The following is a 14,842-nucleotide window of genomic DNA, read 5'->3' as shown; positions in this document are numbered from 1 at the left end:
GCGGCATGTCGCCACCGGGGTTTGCTGACGCTGCTAACAAACTAGGTATTAGCGAAGAAATGCTTATGCAAGCAATGCAAAAAGCCGGCGGCCCTAATGCCGATTTAACGGTTGTAGCAAAGGCACTTAACGTAACACCGGAGCAGCTAAAAGCAGCCCTACCCGAAAAACCTAAACGCTAATTAACCTGAACTCTGGTTAGAGATTTACTAACATATTGAACCATAATGATATTTAAGTTTATTTTCTCTAACCAGAAACTTTCAGTGAAAATAAGGCAAATTTACGCGTCAATCGCTGGCCTATTGCAAGTAAGTTAAACGCGGTTTGCACTGAAAATAGCTGCCCGAGATAGATTTATTATCCAAATTCAGGCTAATTATAAATTACGTCAAGCGTTAAAAGCACTTGCCGTAACAATTAGTTACGCAACTTATAGCCTATAAAAGTTCCTAAAATCGTCAAAAATGTGAGAAAACGTTGGCTTGTGTTAAGAACAGTAAACGTTAGTAAAAAGCTGTAAACACGCCCCTGTTATCGGTTACATGTCAGTTACCATTCAGTTTAAAGCGCTAGTATTGAACCCAGTTATGTAACAACATACACGAGGCACTAGTATGAAACTGACTCAATTACTCCCTGCTCTACTTGCCATAAGTGCAGTATCTGGCGCTGCATATGCAGCACCCAATGAGCGAGAACACGCAAAAAGTTTTAATAATGAGCGCGCAAAACGCATCGAATACAAACGAGATGAGCGCCGCGATGACAAAAAACAGCGTATAGAATATAAAAAAAACGACCGTAAAGAGCGCAAACAAGCCAAACGCGAGCACCGCAAAGAGCAAAAGCGCAAAGTTGCCCATTACAAACAGCAGCAACGCACTCGTAATTATTTTAAACATAATCGCCACAACGTAGTGACCTACCGGCCTGGGCATTATTTTAATCATTTACCGCGCAATAGTGCTTCAATCAGATTTAATGGCATTACGTTTACATTTAGTGATGGTATTTACTATAGAAAAGCAAAAAGAGGCTACCACGTAGTTAAGCCACCAAGAGGCTTAAGAATACGCTCACTACCAAGGCATTATTCACACTTTAAACGCCATAATACCACTTACTATACCTACCAAAATGTATATTACGTGGCAGATAATAATGGTTATAGAGTAGTTGATGAGCCTAAAATAGTGGTTAATCAGGCTATTAAGGTAGGCAGTGCTAAAAATTATGATTTAGGGCAAACCTACGACACCCTCCCTATTTCGGCAGAGGCAGTCACGATTAACGATCAACAATATTTTAAGTACCAAGATATTTATTTTTTACCGCAAATAAACGGTGACGAAATAAAATATTTAGCGATAAATTTAGGGTAAACAATTTAGCTCAAACGCAGGGCAAGCTGCTTTATGCATCTTGCTCTTTTGACATTAAGTCGGCCATTCGTTGGTTAATTTCTTGCTCACTTAAATCTTCTTTATGGGTGCCTATGGTCCAAATATGCCCGAATGGGTCTTGTAGGGTGCCGGCTCTATCACCATAAAACTGGTCGTGCACTGGGCGTACTTCTGTAGCGCCAAGTTCAATTGCCTTTTTAAATACACTGTCTACATCTTCTACGTAAAGCATTAAACTTACCGGTGTGCCACCAAGTGCATTGGGGCTTTTAAATGACTCATCCGGGCATGAGTCCGAAATCATAATATGGGAGTCGCCAATTATAATTTCAGCATGGGCTATACCGCCCTCTGGCAGCGGCATTTGCATTACTAACTGCGCATTAAATGCATCACGATAAAAACAAATAGCTTGCTGAGCACCTTCTATAATTAAGTACGGTGTTACCGAACTAAACCCTTTGGGAATTGCTGAAACAGTCATAACGCTCTCCATTATTTTTTATGGGGTATGTATTTAGCCTATAGGTTAAAAACACTTCTTTCAACGTGTTAACTCATTTAAGTCACTATAATTAAATTAGCCAATTTGTGGTCAATAACTATACTAGCTGTAATATATATCTTACTTTTATTTGCTTAGGACTTTTATAATGTTAGCTAAAATTAGCCTCGCCGCTAAAAAGTATAAAGTTCTGAAATATTTAGTTTTAAGCTGGTGTGCTTTATTTGCCCACCAAAGCGTGGCTAAAGTTGTGATTGCCATTGTAGGTAAAACAAAAAACGACTCCTTTTATCAGCAAGCCTTTAAAGGCTGTTTGCACTTTAGTAGTGAGCACCCAGAAATAGAATGCAAGTACGATGGACCAAAAGACTTTCAAGACATTCGTAGCCAATCTATGGTCATTAATAGGTTAGTTGATCAAAAAATAGATGGGTTAATTGTAGCAACAACCGACTCTCAGCATTTGGTCACTCGTTCATTAATGGCGCTTAAAAGTAAAAACATTCCTGTTATAACGTTTGATTCTGACCTGCTTGAAAAACACCAACAGTACCGCCTAGCCTACGTAGGCAGTAACAACTTCGACTTTGGCGTTGCCTTAGGCGAGCAAGTAAAAAAACTGACCAACAAAGCAAATAATACGCTTTGCATGCAGTCGGGGCACCATACAACCCCTAATTTAAACAAGCGTATTGCTGGGGTTAGGTATGCGCTGTCTGATCAAGCGACAGCGCACCTATCAGGTAAAAACGGCTGGCGCGAACATAGTCGCTGCCCCTTATTTAGTTTAGGTAAGCGCGAAGAGTCACTAAAGCAGTTAATGCATTTATTAAAAATGGACAACCCACCCATTTTTTTAGCTGTGGCGGGGTTTGCACAATTTAACCCTCATTACGTAAATGCCTTAGCGCCTTTTAAGCAACGTATTGCCGATAAAGACATTATTATTGTTTCTGCCGATACAGAAGAAATACAGCTCAATGTGTTAAGCAGGGGCCTCTCTTCGGCTAACATAGGGCAAAACCCTTTTGAAATGGGCCGCTTGAGCACCAAGCTAATGCACGACTACATTTTATATAATAAAAAGCCTGCGCAATCTCACTACTACACCGACTTTCATTACTGTACACAAAGTAACGCCTCACAGTGCACTGTTAATCATTAAAACTTTACCCTGTTAACTGGGGGGTATGCCCTTTTAAGTACGATGCAGCGCACTTTAGCCAGCGTATTATTGCTCTAAGTTTAAGCGTTGGTGCCACGCTGCAATGCTTTCATCGGGGTATTCATCAAACTGTTTATCATTCTTTTGAATATGCGGGGTAACCCAATTAGCCTTACTGGCAAGCATTAAGTGGGTGCGCTCTGGCGATATGGGTAATTCGCTGTCTATTGCCCCAGCAAAGGGATGAACTTGCTCAGGCCATCGCGAATCATATAACCACAAATTACTGCTGCAGTGCTTACAAAAATGGCGCTCAGCGGGGCTGGTTTTATCACCCACTTTGGCATGATAAACAGTAATATGTTCACGCCCTGTAACCTCAAGCGTGCTGTATTGTGCGTTCAAGTTTATAACAAACCCGCCACTGCCGGCCGTTTTACGACAAATAGAGCAGTAACATAAGTTATAAGGATAAGGGTGTTTAGAGCTCACACTAAACGTTACTTTGCCACAGTGACAAGCGGCTTTAAGCTTCATAATAAATCCAATTAGTTACTGTTTAGAGTTAATACCATAACCAGTTAGCCATAAAAAAACCACACCCTTTACTGGGTGTGGTTTTTATTTTCTAAAGCGTTTTGTTCTAACGCTGCCAAAATCTTAAATTGCGCAATGTTTCAATAAATTTATCTGCAGAGTGCATGTTTAAATCTATCCAACCATCGTCGGCTTTACCATCAAGCCCTGCGGCTTCAAATAATGCCATGGCATCTTTTGTGTAGCCTATGTATTTCATGTGCGCGAACGCATCGCTCACAAAGTCTTTTGCCTCAGGAATACCAGAAAGCTTCTTAGCGCCCTCTTGCGTTGCAAGTACCATCACCGCATCGTAAAGCACCGAAGGGCCGCCATTGATTACTTGATCCGCTGCTACATGCTTACCTTTACTGCAACATGCACCACCTACTTGTGCGGCAACAATTTCGTAGTTAGCACCTTCAGCGTCTAAGGCATTTGTAACCGAATTAAAAATATCAGCATCAAAGCCATCGCTCACTAAAATACCTAACTTACGACCTTTAAAGGTATCTGGCGCATTTTTTAAAATACTTAGCGCATCTGATACAGGTAAATCGTTACGCGTTGGCATAGCAGCTTCAGCCGGCTCTGGCATATCTTGCAGGCGCAGGCCTTTTGCAACTTCTTGCGCTAATGTGTTATCTACATTTAATAAGTGCGAAACCACACGCTCACGAATCGGCACATGCTCTACTTTTGAAAGCTCAAATACAAATGCATATTGAATGTGCGCTTGCTCTACTTCTGTTTGGCTTAAGTAAAATTGGCGCGCTTGGCTGTAGTGATCGCTAAATGTTTCTGAGCGATAGCGCAGCTTATCTCCACCGCTTACTTCTGGCTCGCTTGAGCTTTTAAAGCCATGCACTGGGCATTCGCGGGGGTTATGCTCATCGCCGCTCCACGAGTTTGGCTCGTAGTTAGCACGCCCTTTAGGGTTATGCATTGCCATGTGGCCATCTTGTTGAAAATGACGCATTGGGCATTTAGGCGCATTAACCGGAATATGCGTAAAGTTAGGACCGCCTAAGCGTTTGGTTTGAGTATCTAAATACGAAAAGTTACGCCCTTGTAGTAATGGGTCGGGTGTAAAATCAAGCCCAGGTACAATGTTTTGTGTACAAAAAGCCACTTGCTCTGTTTCGGCAAAAAAGTTATCAACTACACGGTCAAGCACCATGCGGCCCACAATTTTTACGGGTACTTGCTCTTCAGGTATAAGCTTGGTGGCATCAAAAACATCAAATTCAAATTCATCAGCAAATTGCTGATCAAACACTTGTACACCTAGCTCCCACTCTGGGAAGTCGCCTTTACCAATAGATTCCCACATGTCTCGACGATGAAAATCAGGGTCAGCACCATTAAGTTTAAGTGCTTCGTTCCACACTACTGACTGCATACCGGCTTTGGGTTTCCAATGAAACTTAACAAATTTTTCATCGCCATTTGCATTAATAAATTTAAAGGTATGAACACCAAAGCCTTCCATAAAGCGTAAAGAGCGCGGTATGGCTCTATCTGACATGGCCCACATAATCATATGAATTGACTCAGGCGATAAGCTCACAAAGTCCCAAAAGTTATCGTGCGCGGTTTGCGCTTGTGGAAAACCACGGTCTGGTTCAGCCTTAGCTGAGTGAATTAAATCAGGAAACTTCATCGCATCCTGAATAAAAAATACAGGTATGTTGTTACCCACTAAATCCCAGTTTCCTTCTTGGGTGTAAAATTTAACAGCAAACCCGCGAACATCACGTGCTAAATCGGGAGACCCTTTATTCCCTGCCACAGTTGAGAACCGTGCAAATACCGGTGTTTTTTCACCTTTGCGCTGAAAAATATCAGCACAGGTTAAATCTTCAAGCGTATCGTAGGTTTCAAAATAACCATGAGCACCGTAGCCTCTGGCATGTACCACACGCTCTGGAATGCGTTCGTGATCAAAGTGAAACAGCTTTTCGCGCATTACATGATCTTCTAATAAACCTGGGCCGCGCTTGCCTGCACGTAATGAGTTTTGATCGTCGCTAACAGGGCACCCTTGCGCGGTGGTCATCGTTGGGTATTCATCAGAAGCCTTTTGATGTAATTCGCCACCATGCCCTTTATTGCCTGAGTATTTAAATGATTCAGCCATGTTTAGTCCTTCATACAATTTGATTTAATGGGTCGATAGTTTTTATGGGCTTTATATTAAAAGCGACTATGCAAATGCAAAATAAAGACCAGCCATCCAACCTAGTAAAAAAAGGGCTGTACAGACAAAAAAGTAGTATTTGAGGTAATTTATAAAAGAAAAAATTACACAGGCGTGTAACTTTTTCAGACAAAAAAAGAGCACTTAAAAAGTGCTCTTAGGCTTAAGCCTTAATCTTTATTCTCGTTAACTAAAATAACTTTACGATGTGGGAATGGAATTTCGATATTGTTTTCATCAAGGGCTTTTTTAATCAGCTCTGGCACCGTGTATAAAATTTCGAAGTAGTGCTCGCCTTTACAAAAAGGTCTTACTAAAAAGTCTACCGAGCTGTTGTTTAGTGTTTCTACTTCAACAAAAGGAGCAGGGTCTTTTAGTATGTGTGGATGAGCCTCAAGCACGCTATCAATAACTTTGCGAACAGCGTCGGTGTTTTCATCGTATGCCACACCAAAGTGCATATCTACGCCACGAATAGGGTGATGCGAATGATTAATAATTTGCGCTCCCCAAATTTGGCTATTTGGGATAATAACTTGCTGATTATCGAACGTTTGCAAAATAGTTGTAAACATATCAACCTCGGTCACTTTACCAAAGCGCCCTGCGGCTTCAATAAAGTCGTTTACTTTGTAAGGTCTAAATATAAGTAACATTACACCTGCAGCTAAGTTAGACATAGCACCTTGCAGCGCTAAACCAATAGCTAAACCTGCCGCACCTAATAGCGCAATTATTGAAGCTGTTTGCACACCAAAGCGGTTTAACACGGCAATAAATACAAACGCTAAAATAACATAGCGCGCCATACTGCCTAAAAAGCGAAACAGCGTGTCATCAAAGTGAGTGTATTTATGGCATAAACTAATAATCATATTACGCACTTTACCCGCAAGCCATAAGCCTATTAGTAATATAACAATTGCCATTAGAATATTTGTTGCCCACATTACTGCTGCCGGCAAATACTGATTTACATCAATATTATTTATTATCTCATCCATTTTATTGTTCCTGTTAGACTGGTTGTAAATACAAAAGCATACAAAACACTTTATATTAACTTTTTATTAACCTACCTACGAGTTTTATATTGTATTTTTATATAAAGCAGCTCTATTACTTTTTAAATTTAAATAATCCTTTAATACAAATTACCTCTGGTTTTAAAAAGTAAATTTACCGATAATTGCACCTGTAAATCTCGTGTAGCAGTTAGGTTACTGCTCGCTAAATATTAAAAAGGACTATTATGAAAAAACATTCCCTTCTACTTATGGCCTCCGCACTTACCTTCTTTGTAGGCTGCACAACAACTGTCCCAGTTAAAAATTTTGAGGACCATCCAATTCCAAAAATTTCTTCAACGAATAGCGATCTTCAACAGATCGAAAAAGGGATAGTTAAAGCCTGTATAAAACTAGGGTGGGAGTGTACACATGAATCTGCAGGAGTAATTAATGGTGTTTTGAACATTAGAACTCACCAACTAACAGTTGCAATTAACTTCGATGAAACTGCTTATAGTGTTAGTTACGTTAGCTCTAAAAACCTTAATTACAATGGCAAAAAAATTCACCGTCAGTATGTAAATTGGGTCACAAACTTAATACGTCACATCGACGCTGAAATGATCTAACTTATTATTGTTTACGGTTGTAGCCTACCTACTTGGGCTACAATAATTCTTTAATTTAGGCATGACACAAAATAAACCGACTACTTATTGAACAATTCAAGATTTTCATTCGTATAGTTTTACCTATAAACAAAAAAATTAAGTTATTGATACCCAATAATTAAAAATTTCTCTTTAATTATTCAATCTCTAATTTTACTCAGCCCTTACATTTGTAAATAAAGCCAATGTGTTCTAAACCTTAAAGAGACACCTTGTTAAGGAGCGTTGTTATGCCAACAACAAATACGATTAATAAACACTCTGAATTTGCCCGCTGCATTGAATGCAATAAGGTAAACACATTTGCGGCTTTTCACTGGCTAGCACTGGCATTTAAAGACATGACCCGTGCGCCCATATTGAGCCTTATTTACGGGGTAATATTTACCCTTATTCCTGTTGCTATTGTTTACTGGGCAATGTTTACAGGTACATATTTAGTAATACTGCCTGCAACCGTGGCGTTTGCATTAATAGGCCCAGCCTTCGCGGCAGGCCTTTACGATGTAGCATGGGAGCTTGAAAAAGGCCATAAACCCACATTTAGCCACTCTATAAAGTCGATGTTTAGAAACCCAGTAGGCGAATGGGGCTTTGCAATAATGCTAATGGTTATCATGATTGCTTGGATGCGTTTAGCTGCGCTTGTGCATGCTTTATATCCTAGCCACGCCAATCCCACCTTTGAAGAGTTATCGGCGTTTTTAACGTTAGGCAGCATAATAGGAGGGGTATTACTGGTGACTGTATTTTCGCTTTCTGCTTTTGCTCCACAAATAATGATGGAGCGCCGAGTAGATATTATGACCGCTGTAATAAGCTCTATGAACGCTGTAAAAACTAACTTTGCCGCTATGGTGGTATGGTCAATTTGTATATTTTTATTGGTAGCTGTTGGTTTTGCTACCGGTGCCACGGGCTTTATTGTAATTATGCCTTTACTTAGTTATGCCAGTTGGCATGCTTATATTGCAGTTATTAAAACCAAAAAACCTCGTGGTTACGAGTAACAACCAACCACTTAAAGTTCCAACCACACTGACTAAAAATAGCGCCAAAAGGCGCTATTTTTTTATCAACCTAGCAAAGCAAGCTGTGCTTAAAATACCCAAATAGCATGTAAAAAGGGCTGATTTTCTATTTTATTAGTCCCTAACTTGTTGTACCAATAGCGCCACTCTACCCCTACCATTAACTGCTGCGGGTTTAAATTAAAGTTTTGCCCTACATCCCAATGCACAGCGGGTTGAGCAAGCAGCCACTCATTAACTTTATTGCCTAGTTCGTCATCACGCCCAGAAATATATTCTACGTGGCCAGTAAAATAAAATGCTTGGCTAGCTAGTGTAAAAGGAGCACCCCATGCAAGGTCTATAAAAATGCTGTTGTCTTGCTTGGCTAGCTGATCTTTTTGCACGCCGCCGTTGGCATCAATGTAACCTGCAAAAGTGGTTGTTAAAAAATCAAAGCCTGGGGCATCCCAGCTGAGCTTGATGCCTGGGGTATATTTCATTAACCCCTCTTCACCGGCGTTTATACCAAACACTAAACCTGTGTCTTTTATTGCACCATAACGCACAGAGGTACCAAAGGCTTTTGATAAGCTAAGTGTTGTGTACCACTCGCCATATATACCCGTATCTTGAAAACCATCACTAAGGCTGTCGTTTAAAAAGTCGATAAAAAAGTAGTTATCACCTAAGTCATGCTCTGAGGCATGCTCTATGGTGTAGGTGCGTGTAAATGACGACTCCCCGGTAAAGGGATTTAAGGCATCGCCAAAATTTGTGTGAAGCTGTGTGACGCTCCAATTTTCTGCTAGTGCTGAGTGAGACAAAAGCAGTATAGATGTTGTAAACAGTGTTTTTAAAAAATTCATGATTTATTTACATAACCCCAATTAAAATGCGGCGGGAGTATATCAGTGAGCATTCACCAACTAAAGAAATTAAATAAGTACAAAGGCTGATTTTTAAAATCTAAGCAGTAAAGCCCAGTAGCGCGGCTTTAAAAGAGCAGCGTTAGCCCTTTATAAAGCACCTAAATTAATCATTACGCAGGTAATAAATAAGCACCTTTATATTTTTATACCCTTGCTTAGCTTATTTACTGGGTTTTATTTAGAGGTTGTAGCGCGTGCAATATTAAGGTGAGCTTTAAAGGCAATTTAATAACGGCGTGAATTGTAAGGCTAGGTACTTTAGGTAGCTGTATTACACAGACTACGCCTTATTGAGCATAAACAAATTTCAACTCTTTCGATAAACAGCCACAGCTTTTTTATTACTGTGCACAATTTACAAAAATAAGTGCATAAAATTCATAATCTACGTCCCTCCTTTTTTAACCCTACGTACCAAAATAAAAATAAAACATTAAATATCAACAACTTAAATAAATAAACTTGGTAGGCATAGGCTTTGCTTCATGTATTGCAAGTTAAATGGTAGCAATGGCTACATACAACAAATTACACAACGGGAGACATTATGAGTAACTCACAACACCCAATTGAATTTACAGCCCCAGGTATGGATAACGAATCAGCAAAAAAAACAATTGAAACACTCGATAACCGACTCGTAGCGCTTTTAGACTTACAACTTACTTTAAAGCATATTCACTGGAATGTAGTAGGCCCAAGCTTTATTGGTGTGCATGAAATGTTAGACCCACAAGTCGATGCTATTCGCGAAATGACCGACACCATCGCAGAGCGGATTGCTACATTAGGCGGTACGCCACAAGGTACACCTAAGTCAATTGTAGATCGCCGCACATGGGAAGAATACTCATTAGGTAAAGCCTTTGTAGTAGAACATTTAGGTGCATTAGACAAAGTATACAGTGGCGTAAACGCCGACCACCGCAAAGCCATTGGCACGCTGTCTGACTTAGACCCAGTATCAGAGGATATGATCACCAGCCAGCTAGGTGACTTAGAACAGTTTCAATGGTTTGTACGTGCACACATTGAATCGTCTGCAGGTAAACTAAATCATTAATTTATTACCCACTTTGCCATACAAGGAATGTTAATAAGAGTTAAAGGACTAATAAAGGTACAAGGATACGTTACATAAGTAGGTACAGGATGAAGTGCAAACTACAAGGACCCGTTGCTTATTACATAAAGGATGTAGTAAATGCACCAAGGATGATTAAAGCTTGCTAACGGATTTGGTAAACCTACAAGGATTGTTAAAATGCAAACGCTTAGCATACCTATACTAAGCGTTTGTATTTTTACCACTTTAAAGCTTAAAACTATCCCAAGGACCAGTAATAGCCAACGTTTTAGTTGGCATGTATACGTTTACAAACAAGGTTTGCCCGTCAGGTGAAAAACACGCCCCAGCAAGCTCTGTTTGCGCATTCAATTTAGCAAAATTATACACCTCTCCTTTAGGTGTTACCCCGCGTAAATGGTTATTCACCGTGTCAGTGTATTGATCCTCACATACAATTAAATGCCCGTTAGGCGCTACCGTTAAATTATCACCAAAGTTGTATAACGACTCGTTTGTACTTTCTACAAATAGTTGTATTTTACCAGGCTCATTTTGCTCTAACTCAGTGCCTTCGTTTTTTGAAGGTGTGTACTTCATTACCTGACCTAACTGCTTTTTGCCCCCATTAGTACAGCAAAAATAAAGCTCATTTTTACCCCAATGTATTCCCTCTCCTCTTGCAAATAAGGCTGCACCGTTTTTATAACCTTGCTTACGTAGGTCATCATTTGGGCTTTTAGGGTCTGTGAGCGTTATCCATTCAACTAAAAGGTCGCTGTGTAATGGCATGGCCGGTGAATCCCAATTTCGGCTATCAAACTGAGGCTGGTTTTTAATTACCATAGCTTGCAATGTGCCGCCTTTATTTAACTTACCGCGATGATGAGGAATAAACCGATAAAACAAACTATCGCCTCTATCTTCAGTTAAATAAACAATACCAGTTTGTGGGTCTATTGCGGCGGCTTCATGATTAAAGCGGCCCATATCATATAATGGCTCAGGCTTAATTAAGCCTTTGGCGCTGGCTGGTACCTCAAAAATGTAACCGTGAGATTGAGACAAGCCATCGCTTTTATCCATAACGGTTTCTTCGCAGGTTAGCCAACTCCCCCACGGCGTTACACCGCCTGAGCAGTTTCTTATTGTGCCGCACAGCGATAAATACTCTTGCTCGCGTTTTTGCTCTTTTAAGTTATAAATTATATGGCTAGTGCCCCCAGGCAAAGCAACACCATTTTTAAATGAATCATAGGCTAAGGGGGTTTTGTGATTACTAATTAAATCAGACGCTTTATTAATGTGTTTAGGTTGTAACTCATGGTTACGTATAAGGGCTACGCGTTCGTTATCTAATGCAATGCAACCCATGCCATCGGCACGGTCGGGTACGTCTAAACCATCATCCATTTTATCGCCAAGTGCCGATATAACCCGATAACTAAAGCCTTTAGGTAAATCTAATAAGGCCTGATGGTCGGCTATTAATGGGCCATAAGCAGGTAACTTTGTTGTTACTTCAGGTAAAGCAACGTTACCCATTGCGCTGCGCGATAAGCCAATAAACGCAATCGAGCCTGCACTAAATAAAAACTCTCTTCTAGAAACCATTATTTTATTCCCGTGTTTTTTATTAAATCTATAGTAAAGGAAATAACCCGCTAGAAGTGCGGCGCTTTGCTAAATTCATCAAAATGTAATAATGTAACATTCCATCCGTACCAGATATCAGTTAATTCAACTTTAAATAATTGCCCTCACTGTTTAATAGTAGGATAGTAAGTTACTCAAATAACAACGGCTTAATTAGGAGTATCATGATCAAAGTATTACTAGCAACCAGCTTAATGGCCTCTTCATTCGCAGCTTTAAGTAATCCACTCACCGTTGAAGAACAACGCATCAGCAAAGCACAAACAGCAATGCCCAATGTGTTATCGGCCTTTAATAAAGAAGTAACCACCTTTGAGCAACAGTTTAAAGCGCTCAATAACTTTAAAGAGGCAAAGCAGCTCATTCAAACCTATAGTTTTGAGCTGTGGGAAAGCGCTAAGCAACGCATTATTAAAACTAACAATTACGACGACCGAGCACTTTACTGGGCGCGCTTGCTTTCAAGCAAAGTAATACGTACAACCGAAGCTAACGTTGAGCTATCTGACGCGCAAATAAATACGCTGCTAAGCATGCTTGAAGAGGGCAGCCGAGGCCGTACCGATTTAGCTTTTTCATCAGGCAGTGATAAAAAAATTATACTTACCGGATTTGACCCTTTTTTACTCGACAAAAATATCAACCAAAGCAACCCATCTGGGGTCGCCGCATTGTTACTCGATGGCCAAGTTATTAATTACAATGGCGTTAGCGCCGAAATTAATACGGTTATGGTACCAGTACGCTACGAAGACTTTGACCAAGGTATAATAGAATCACTCCTTGCCCCCTACTATGCACTTAACAACGTCGACATGGTTGTAACGGTTAGCATGGGCAGAACCGAGTTTGATTTAGAGCACTTTCCTGGTAAACGCCGCAGCGTAACCGCGCCAGATAACGCCAATATTGTCTACGGCGGTACGCAAACAAGCCCTGTTATACCCAAGTTAAATGGCCGCCCACTACCTGGTAATGAGTTTGTAAAATTTAGCCTACCAGTAAGCGCCATGCAAAACGCCAAAGGCCCATATAAAGTAATCGACAACCGCGAAGTAACTACACTTGCTAAAACCTTTAAAGCCGGCTCATACGGCGCGCTTAAAAACAGTGTTGCGGTAAATGGCGGCGGGGGTGGTTATTTGTCTAACGAAATATCGTATCGTAGTATTCGCCTGCGTGACGCGCTAAATTCGAGCATTCCTACTGGGCATATCCATACCCCGCGTATTCAACAATTTGAACCCGAAACAGAAGCCAACATAGTTAAACAAATTAAAGCAATGCTCACGCAAAGCTTAGTGGCATTATAATAAAGCTAAGCAATTAATATACATAAAAAAAGGGCAATATTAATTGCCCTTTTTTACTTTTAAGCGTGTCTTGTCCTGAAATGTGTTTACACATTTAGGACTTATTTTATGAAAACCACTAAAATTAAAGACGTTAAGCGTACTCAGCGAGATTATACATTAGGCTTTAAATTATCTATTGTTGAGCAAGTAGAAAAAGGCGACTTCACCTATAAACAAGCGCAAAGTCATTACGGTATTCAAGGCCGCAGTACCGTTCTGGTATGGCTGCGAAAACATGGTAAATTAGATTGGTCTAAACCAACTTATATAGCCAACATGCCTAAATCGAAAGAAACCCCAGCACAAAAAATTAAACGTTTAGAGCGCGAGATAGAAGAGTTACGCCTAAAGGATTTAATCAAAGATGAAATGATTAATATTATGGATGAAGAATATGGAGCGGGCTTGCGAAAAAAGTACATATCCGAGCTATCACGCGCGCAAAAGAAAACCATCAAATAAAGCTTACTCCGTTATGCCGTGCATATGGCGTAACGCGACAAGGTTACTATCAAGCTATGCGCAGAATAGATGCTCGGAATAAAGAATTGGAGCCAGTCAAAGAATTAGTGATGTACTGGCGGCAATTCATGCCTCGTATTGGTGGGAAGAAACTTTATCTGATGATAAAGCCAGACCTGCAAGAGCGTGGCATTAAACTAGGTCGTGATTGTTTTTTTGATTATTTGAGAGAGCATGACTTTCTTGTAAAACCAAAGAAAAATTACACTAAAACAACAAACAGTAACCATTGGATGCGCAAGCATCCCAATTTACTAAAGGAATACATGCCTACTGCGGCCGAGGAAGTCTTCGTTAGTGACATTACATACGTAAAGTCAGCGCAAGGCGTGCATTACCTATCGTTAGTCACTGATGCTTACAGTCGAAAAATAATGGGTTATGAGCTGAGTGATGAAATGAAAGCAACCGATGTAGTCAGAGCATTAGAAATGACAATTAAGCAACGCGTATATAAACGTGATGCCATTCATCATTCAGATAGAGGTTTACAATATTGCTCTGAAGTATATCAAAATGCGCTATTAAAAGAGGGCATTAGACCATCGATGACCGATGGGTATGACTGTTATCAAAACGCATTAGCAGAGCGTATTAACGGGATATTAAAGCAAGAGTTTTTACTGTATAAATGTCGCAATATGGCAGAGTTAAAACAGCTCGTTGAAGAATCGATATTTATATACAATGAAATGCGACCGCACTTAAGTTTGGATATGAAAACACCAAATCAAGTGCATAAAAAAGACCTGGCGCTTTCGCACCAAG

13 protein-coding genes and 1 pseudogene are annotated in these 14,842 nt (G+C 40.2%); 8 read left to right on the top strand and 6 right to left on the bottom strand.

Features of this window, described 5'->3' with window-relative positions; all coding sequences use genetic code 11:
- Both L650_RS0109195 and L650_RS0109190 read left to right on the top strand, forming a co-directional pair.
- Positions 1-182 (top strand): annotated as a pseudogene (locus L650_RS0109195) (hypothetical protein); the annotation flags it as partial.
- A gap of 435 nt (positions 183-617) precedes the next feature.
- Positions 618-1,385 carry a DUF6515 family protein gene (locus tag L650_RS0109190; protein ID WP_004588873.1) on the top strand — a complete coding sequence of 256 codons (768 nt, stop codon included), beginning with the start codon at positions 618-620 and terminating at the stop codon, positions 1,383-1,385.
- Positions 1,386-1,416: 31 nt separating this feature from the next.
- Here L650_RS0109190 and L650_RS0109185 read toward each other — a convergent pair whose 3' ends face one another.
- Positions 1,417-1,890, bottom strand: a complete 474-nt coding sequence (locus L650_RS0109185) for a VOC family protein (protein WP_004588872.1) — start codon at positions 1,888-1,890, stop codon at positions 1,417-1,419.
- Between the two features lie 169 nt (positions 1,891-2,059).
- Here L650_RS0109185 and L650_RS0109180 point away from each other — a divergent pair, with 169 nt between their 5' ends.
- Positions 2,060-3,076: a substrate-binding domain-containing protein gene (locus L650_RS0109180; protein ID WP_029772924.1), complete on the top strand. Its 1,017-nt coding sequence runs from the start codon at positions 2,060-2,062 to the stop codon at positions 3,074-3,076.
- A gap of 66 nt (positions 3,077-3,142) precedes the next feature.
- Here L650_RS0109180 and L650_RS0109175 read toward each other — a convergent pair whose 3' ends face one another.
- The 3 genes from L650_RS0109175 to L650_RS0109160 form a co-directional block, all read right to left on the bottom strand.
- A complete protein-coding gene (locus L650_RS0109175; protein ID WP_029772923.1) occupies positions 3,143-3,613 on the bottom strand; it encodes a GFA family protein in 471 nt (156 codons plus the stop codon).
- A 106-nt stretch (positions 3,614-3,719) separates the two neighbouring features.
- Positions 3,720-5,792 carry a catalase gene (locus L650_RS0109170; protein WP_029772922.1) on the bottom strand — a complete coding sequence of 691 codons (2,073 nt, stop codon included), beginning with the start codon at positions 5,790-5,792 and terminating at the stop codon, positions 3,720-3,722.
- Between the two features lie 230 nt (positions 5,793-6,022).
- Positions 6,023-6,856, bottom strand: coding sequence for a mechanosensitive ion channel family protein (locus L650_RS0109160; protein ID WP_004589490.1), 834 nt, complete (start codon positions 6,854-6,856; stop codon positions 6,023-6,025).
- 248 nt (positions 6,857-7,104) lie between these two features.
- Here L650_RS0109160 and L650_RS0109155 point away from each other — a divergent pair, with 248 nt between their 5' ends.
- Both L650_RS0109155 and L650_RS0109150 read left to right on the top strand, forming a co-directional pair.
- Positions 7,105-7,491, top strand: coding sequence for a hypothetical protein (locus L650_RS0109155; protein WP_029772921.1), 387 nt, complete (start codon positions 7,105-7,107; stop codon positions 7,489-7,491).
- A gap of 272 nt (positions 7,492-7,763) precedes the next feature.
- The gene (locus L650_RS0109150) at positions 7,764-8,543 is read left to right on the top strand and encodes a DUF2189 domain-containing protein (protein WP_029772920.1); all 780 of its coding nucleotides are present in this window, start codon (positions 7,764-7,766) and stop codon (positions 8,541-8,543) included.
- Between the two features lie 89 nt (positions 8,544-8,632).
- Here L650_RS0109150 and L650_RS0109145 read toward each other — a convergent pair whose 3' ends face one another.
- The gene (locus L650_RS0109145) at positions 8,633-9,412 is read right to left on the bottom strand and encodes a nucleoside-binding outer membrane protein (RefSeq protein ID WP_029772919.1); all 780 of its coding nucleotides are present in this window, start codon (positions 9,410-9,412) and stop codon (positions 8,633-8,635) included.
- A 610-nt stretch (positions 9,413-10,022) separates the two neighbouring features.
- Between L650_RS0109145 and dps the strand changes: the two genes are divergently transcribed.
- A complete protein-coding gene (dps, locus tag L650_RS0109140; RefSeq protein ID WP_029772918.1) occupies positions 10,023-10,538 on the top strand; it encodes a DNA starvation/stationary phase protection protein Dps in 516 nt (171 codons plus the stop codon).
- 249 nt (positions 10,539-10,787) lie between these two features.
- Here the strand turns inward: dps and L650_RS0109135 are convergent, their stop codons facing one another.
- Entirely contained in the window at positions 10,788-12,155 is a 1,368-nt protein-coding gene (locus tag L650_RS0109135) for an alkaline phosphatase PhoX (RefSeq protein WP_029772917.1), read from the bottom strand.
- Between the two features lie 206 nt (positions 12,156-12,361).
- On the opposite strand from L650_RS0109135, the gene L650_RS0109130 reads away from it, so the two are divergent.
- Positions 12,362-13,510 (top strand): hypothetical protein, encoded by a 1,149-nt coding sequence (locus tag L650_RS0109130; RefSeq protein ID WP_029772916.1) that lies wholly within the window; start codon positions 12,362-12,364, stop codon positions 13,508-13,510.
- 108 nt (positions 13,511-13,618) lie between these two features.
- A protein-coding gene (locus tag L650_RS23695; protein WP_128081053.1) for an IS3 family transposase occupies positions 13,619-14,842 on the top strand; the annotation gives its coding sequence in 2 pieces (ribosomal slippage) (positions 13,619-13,970 and positions 13,970-14,842; 1,225 coding nt annotated over the 2 pieces). This gene is flagged as partial in the annotation.

The sequence above is a fragment of the Pseudoalteromonas sp. TB51 genome, from assembly GCF_000498055.1.
GTDB lineage: Bacteria > Pseudomonadota > Gammaproteobacteria > Enterobacterales > Alteromonadaceae > Pseudoalteromonas > Pseudoalteromonas atlantica.
This window is presented reverse-complemented; position numbering and strand designations above follow the sequence as displayed.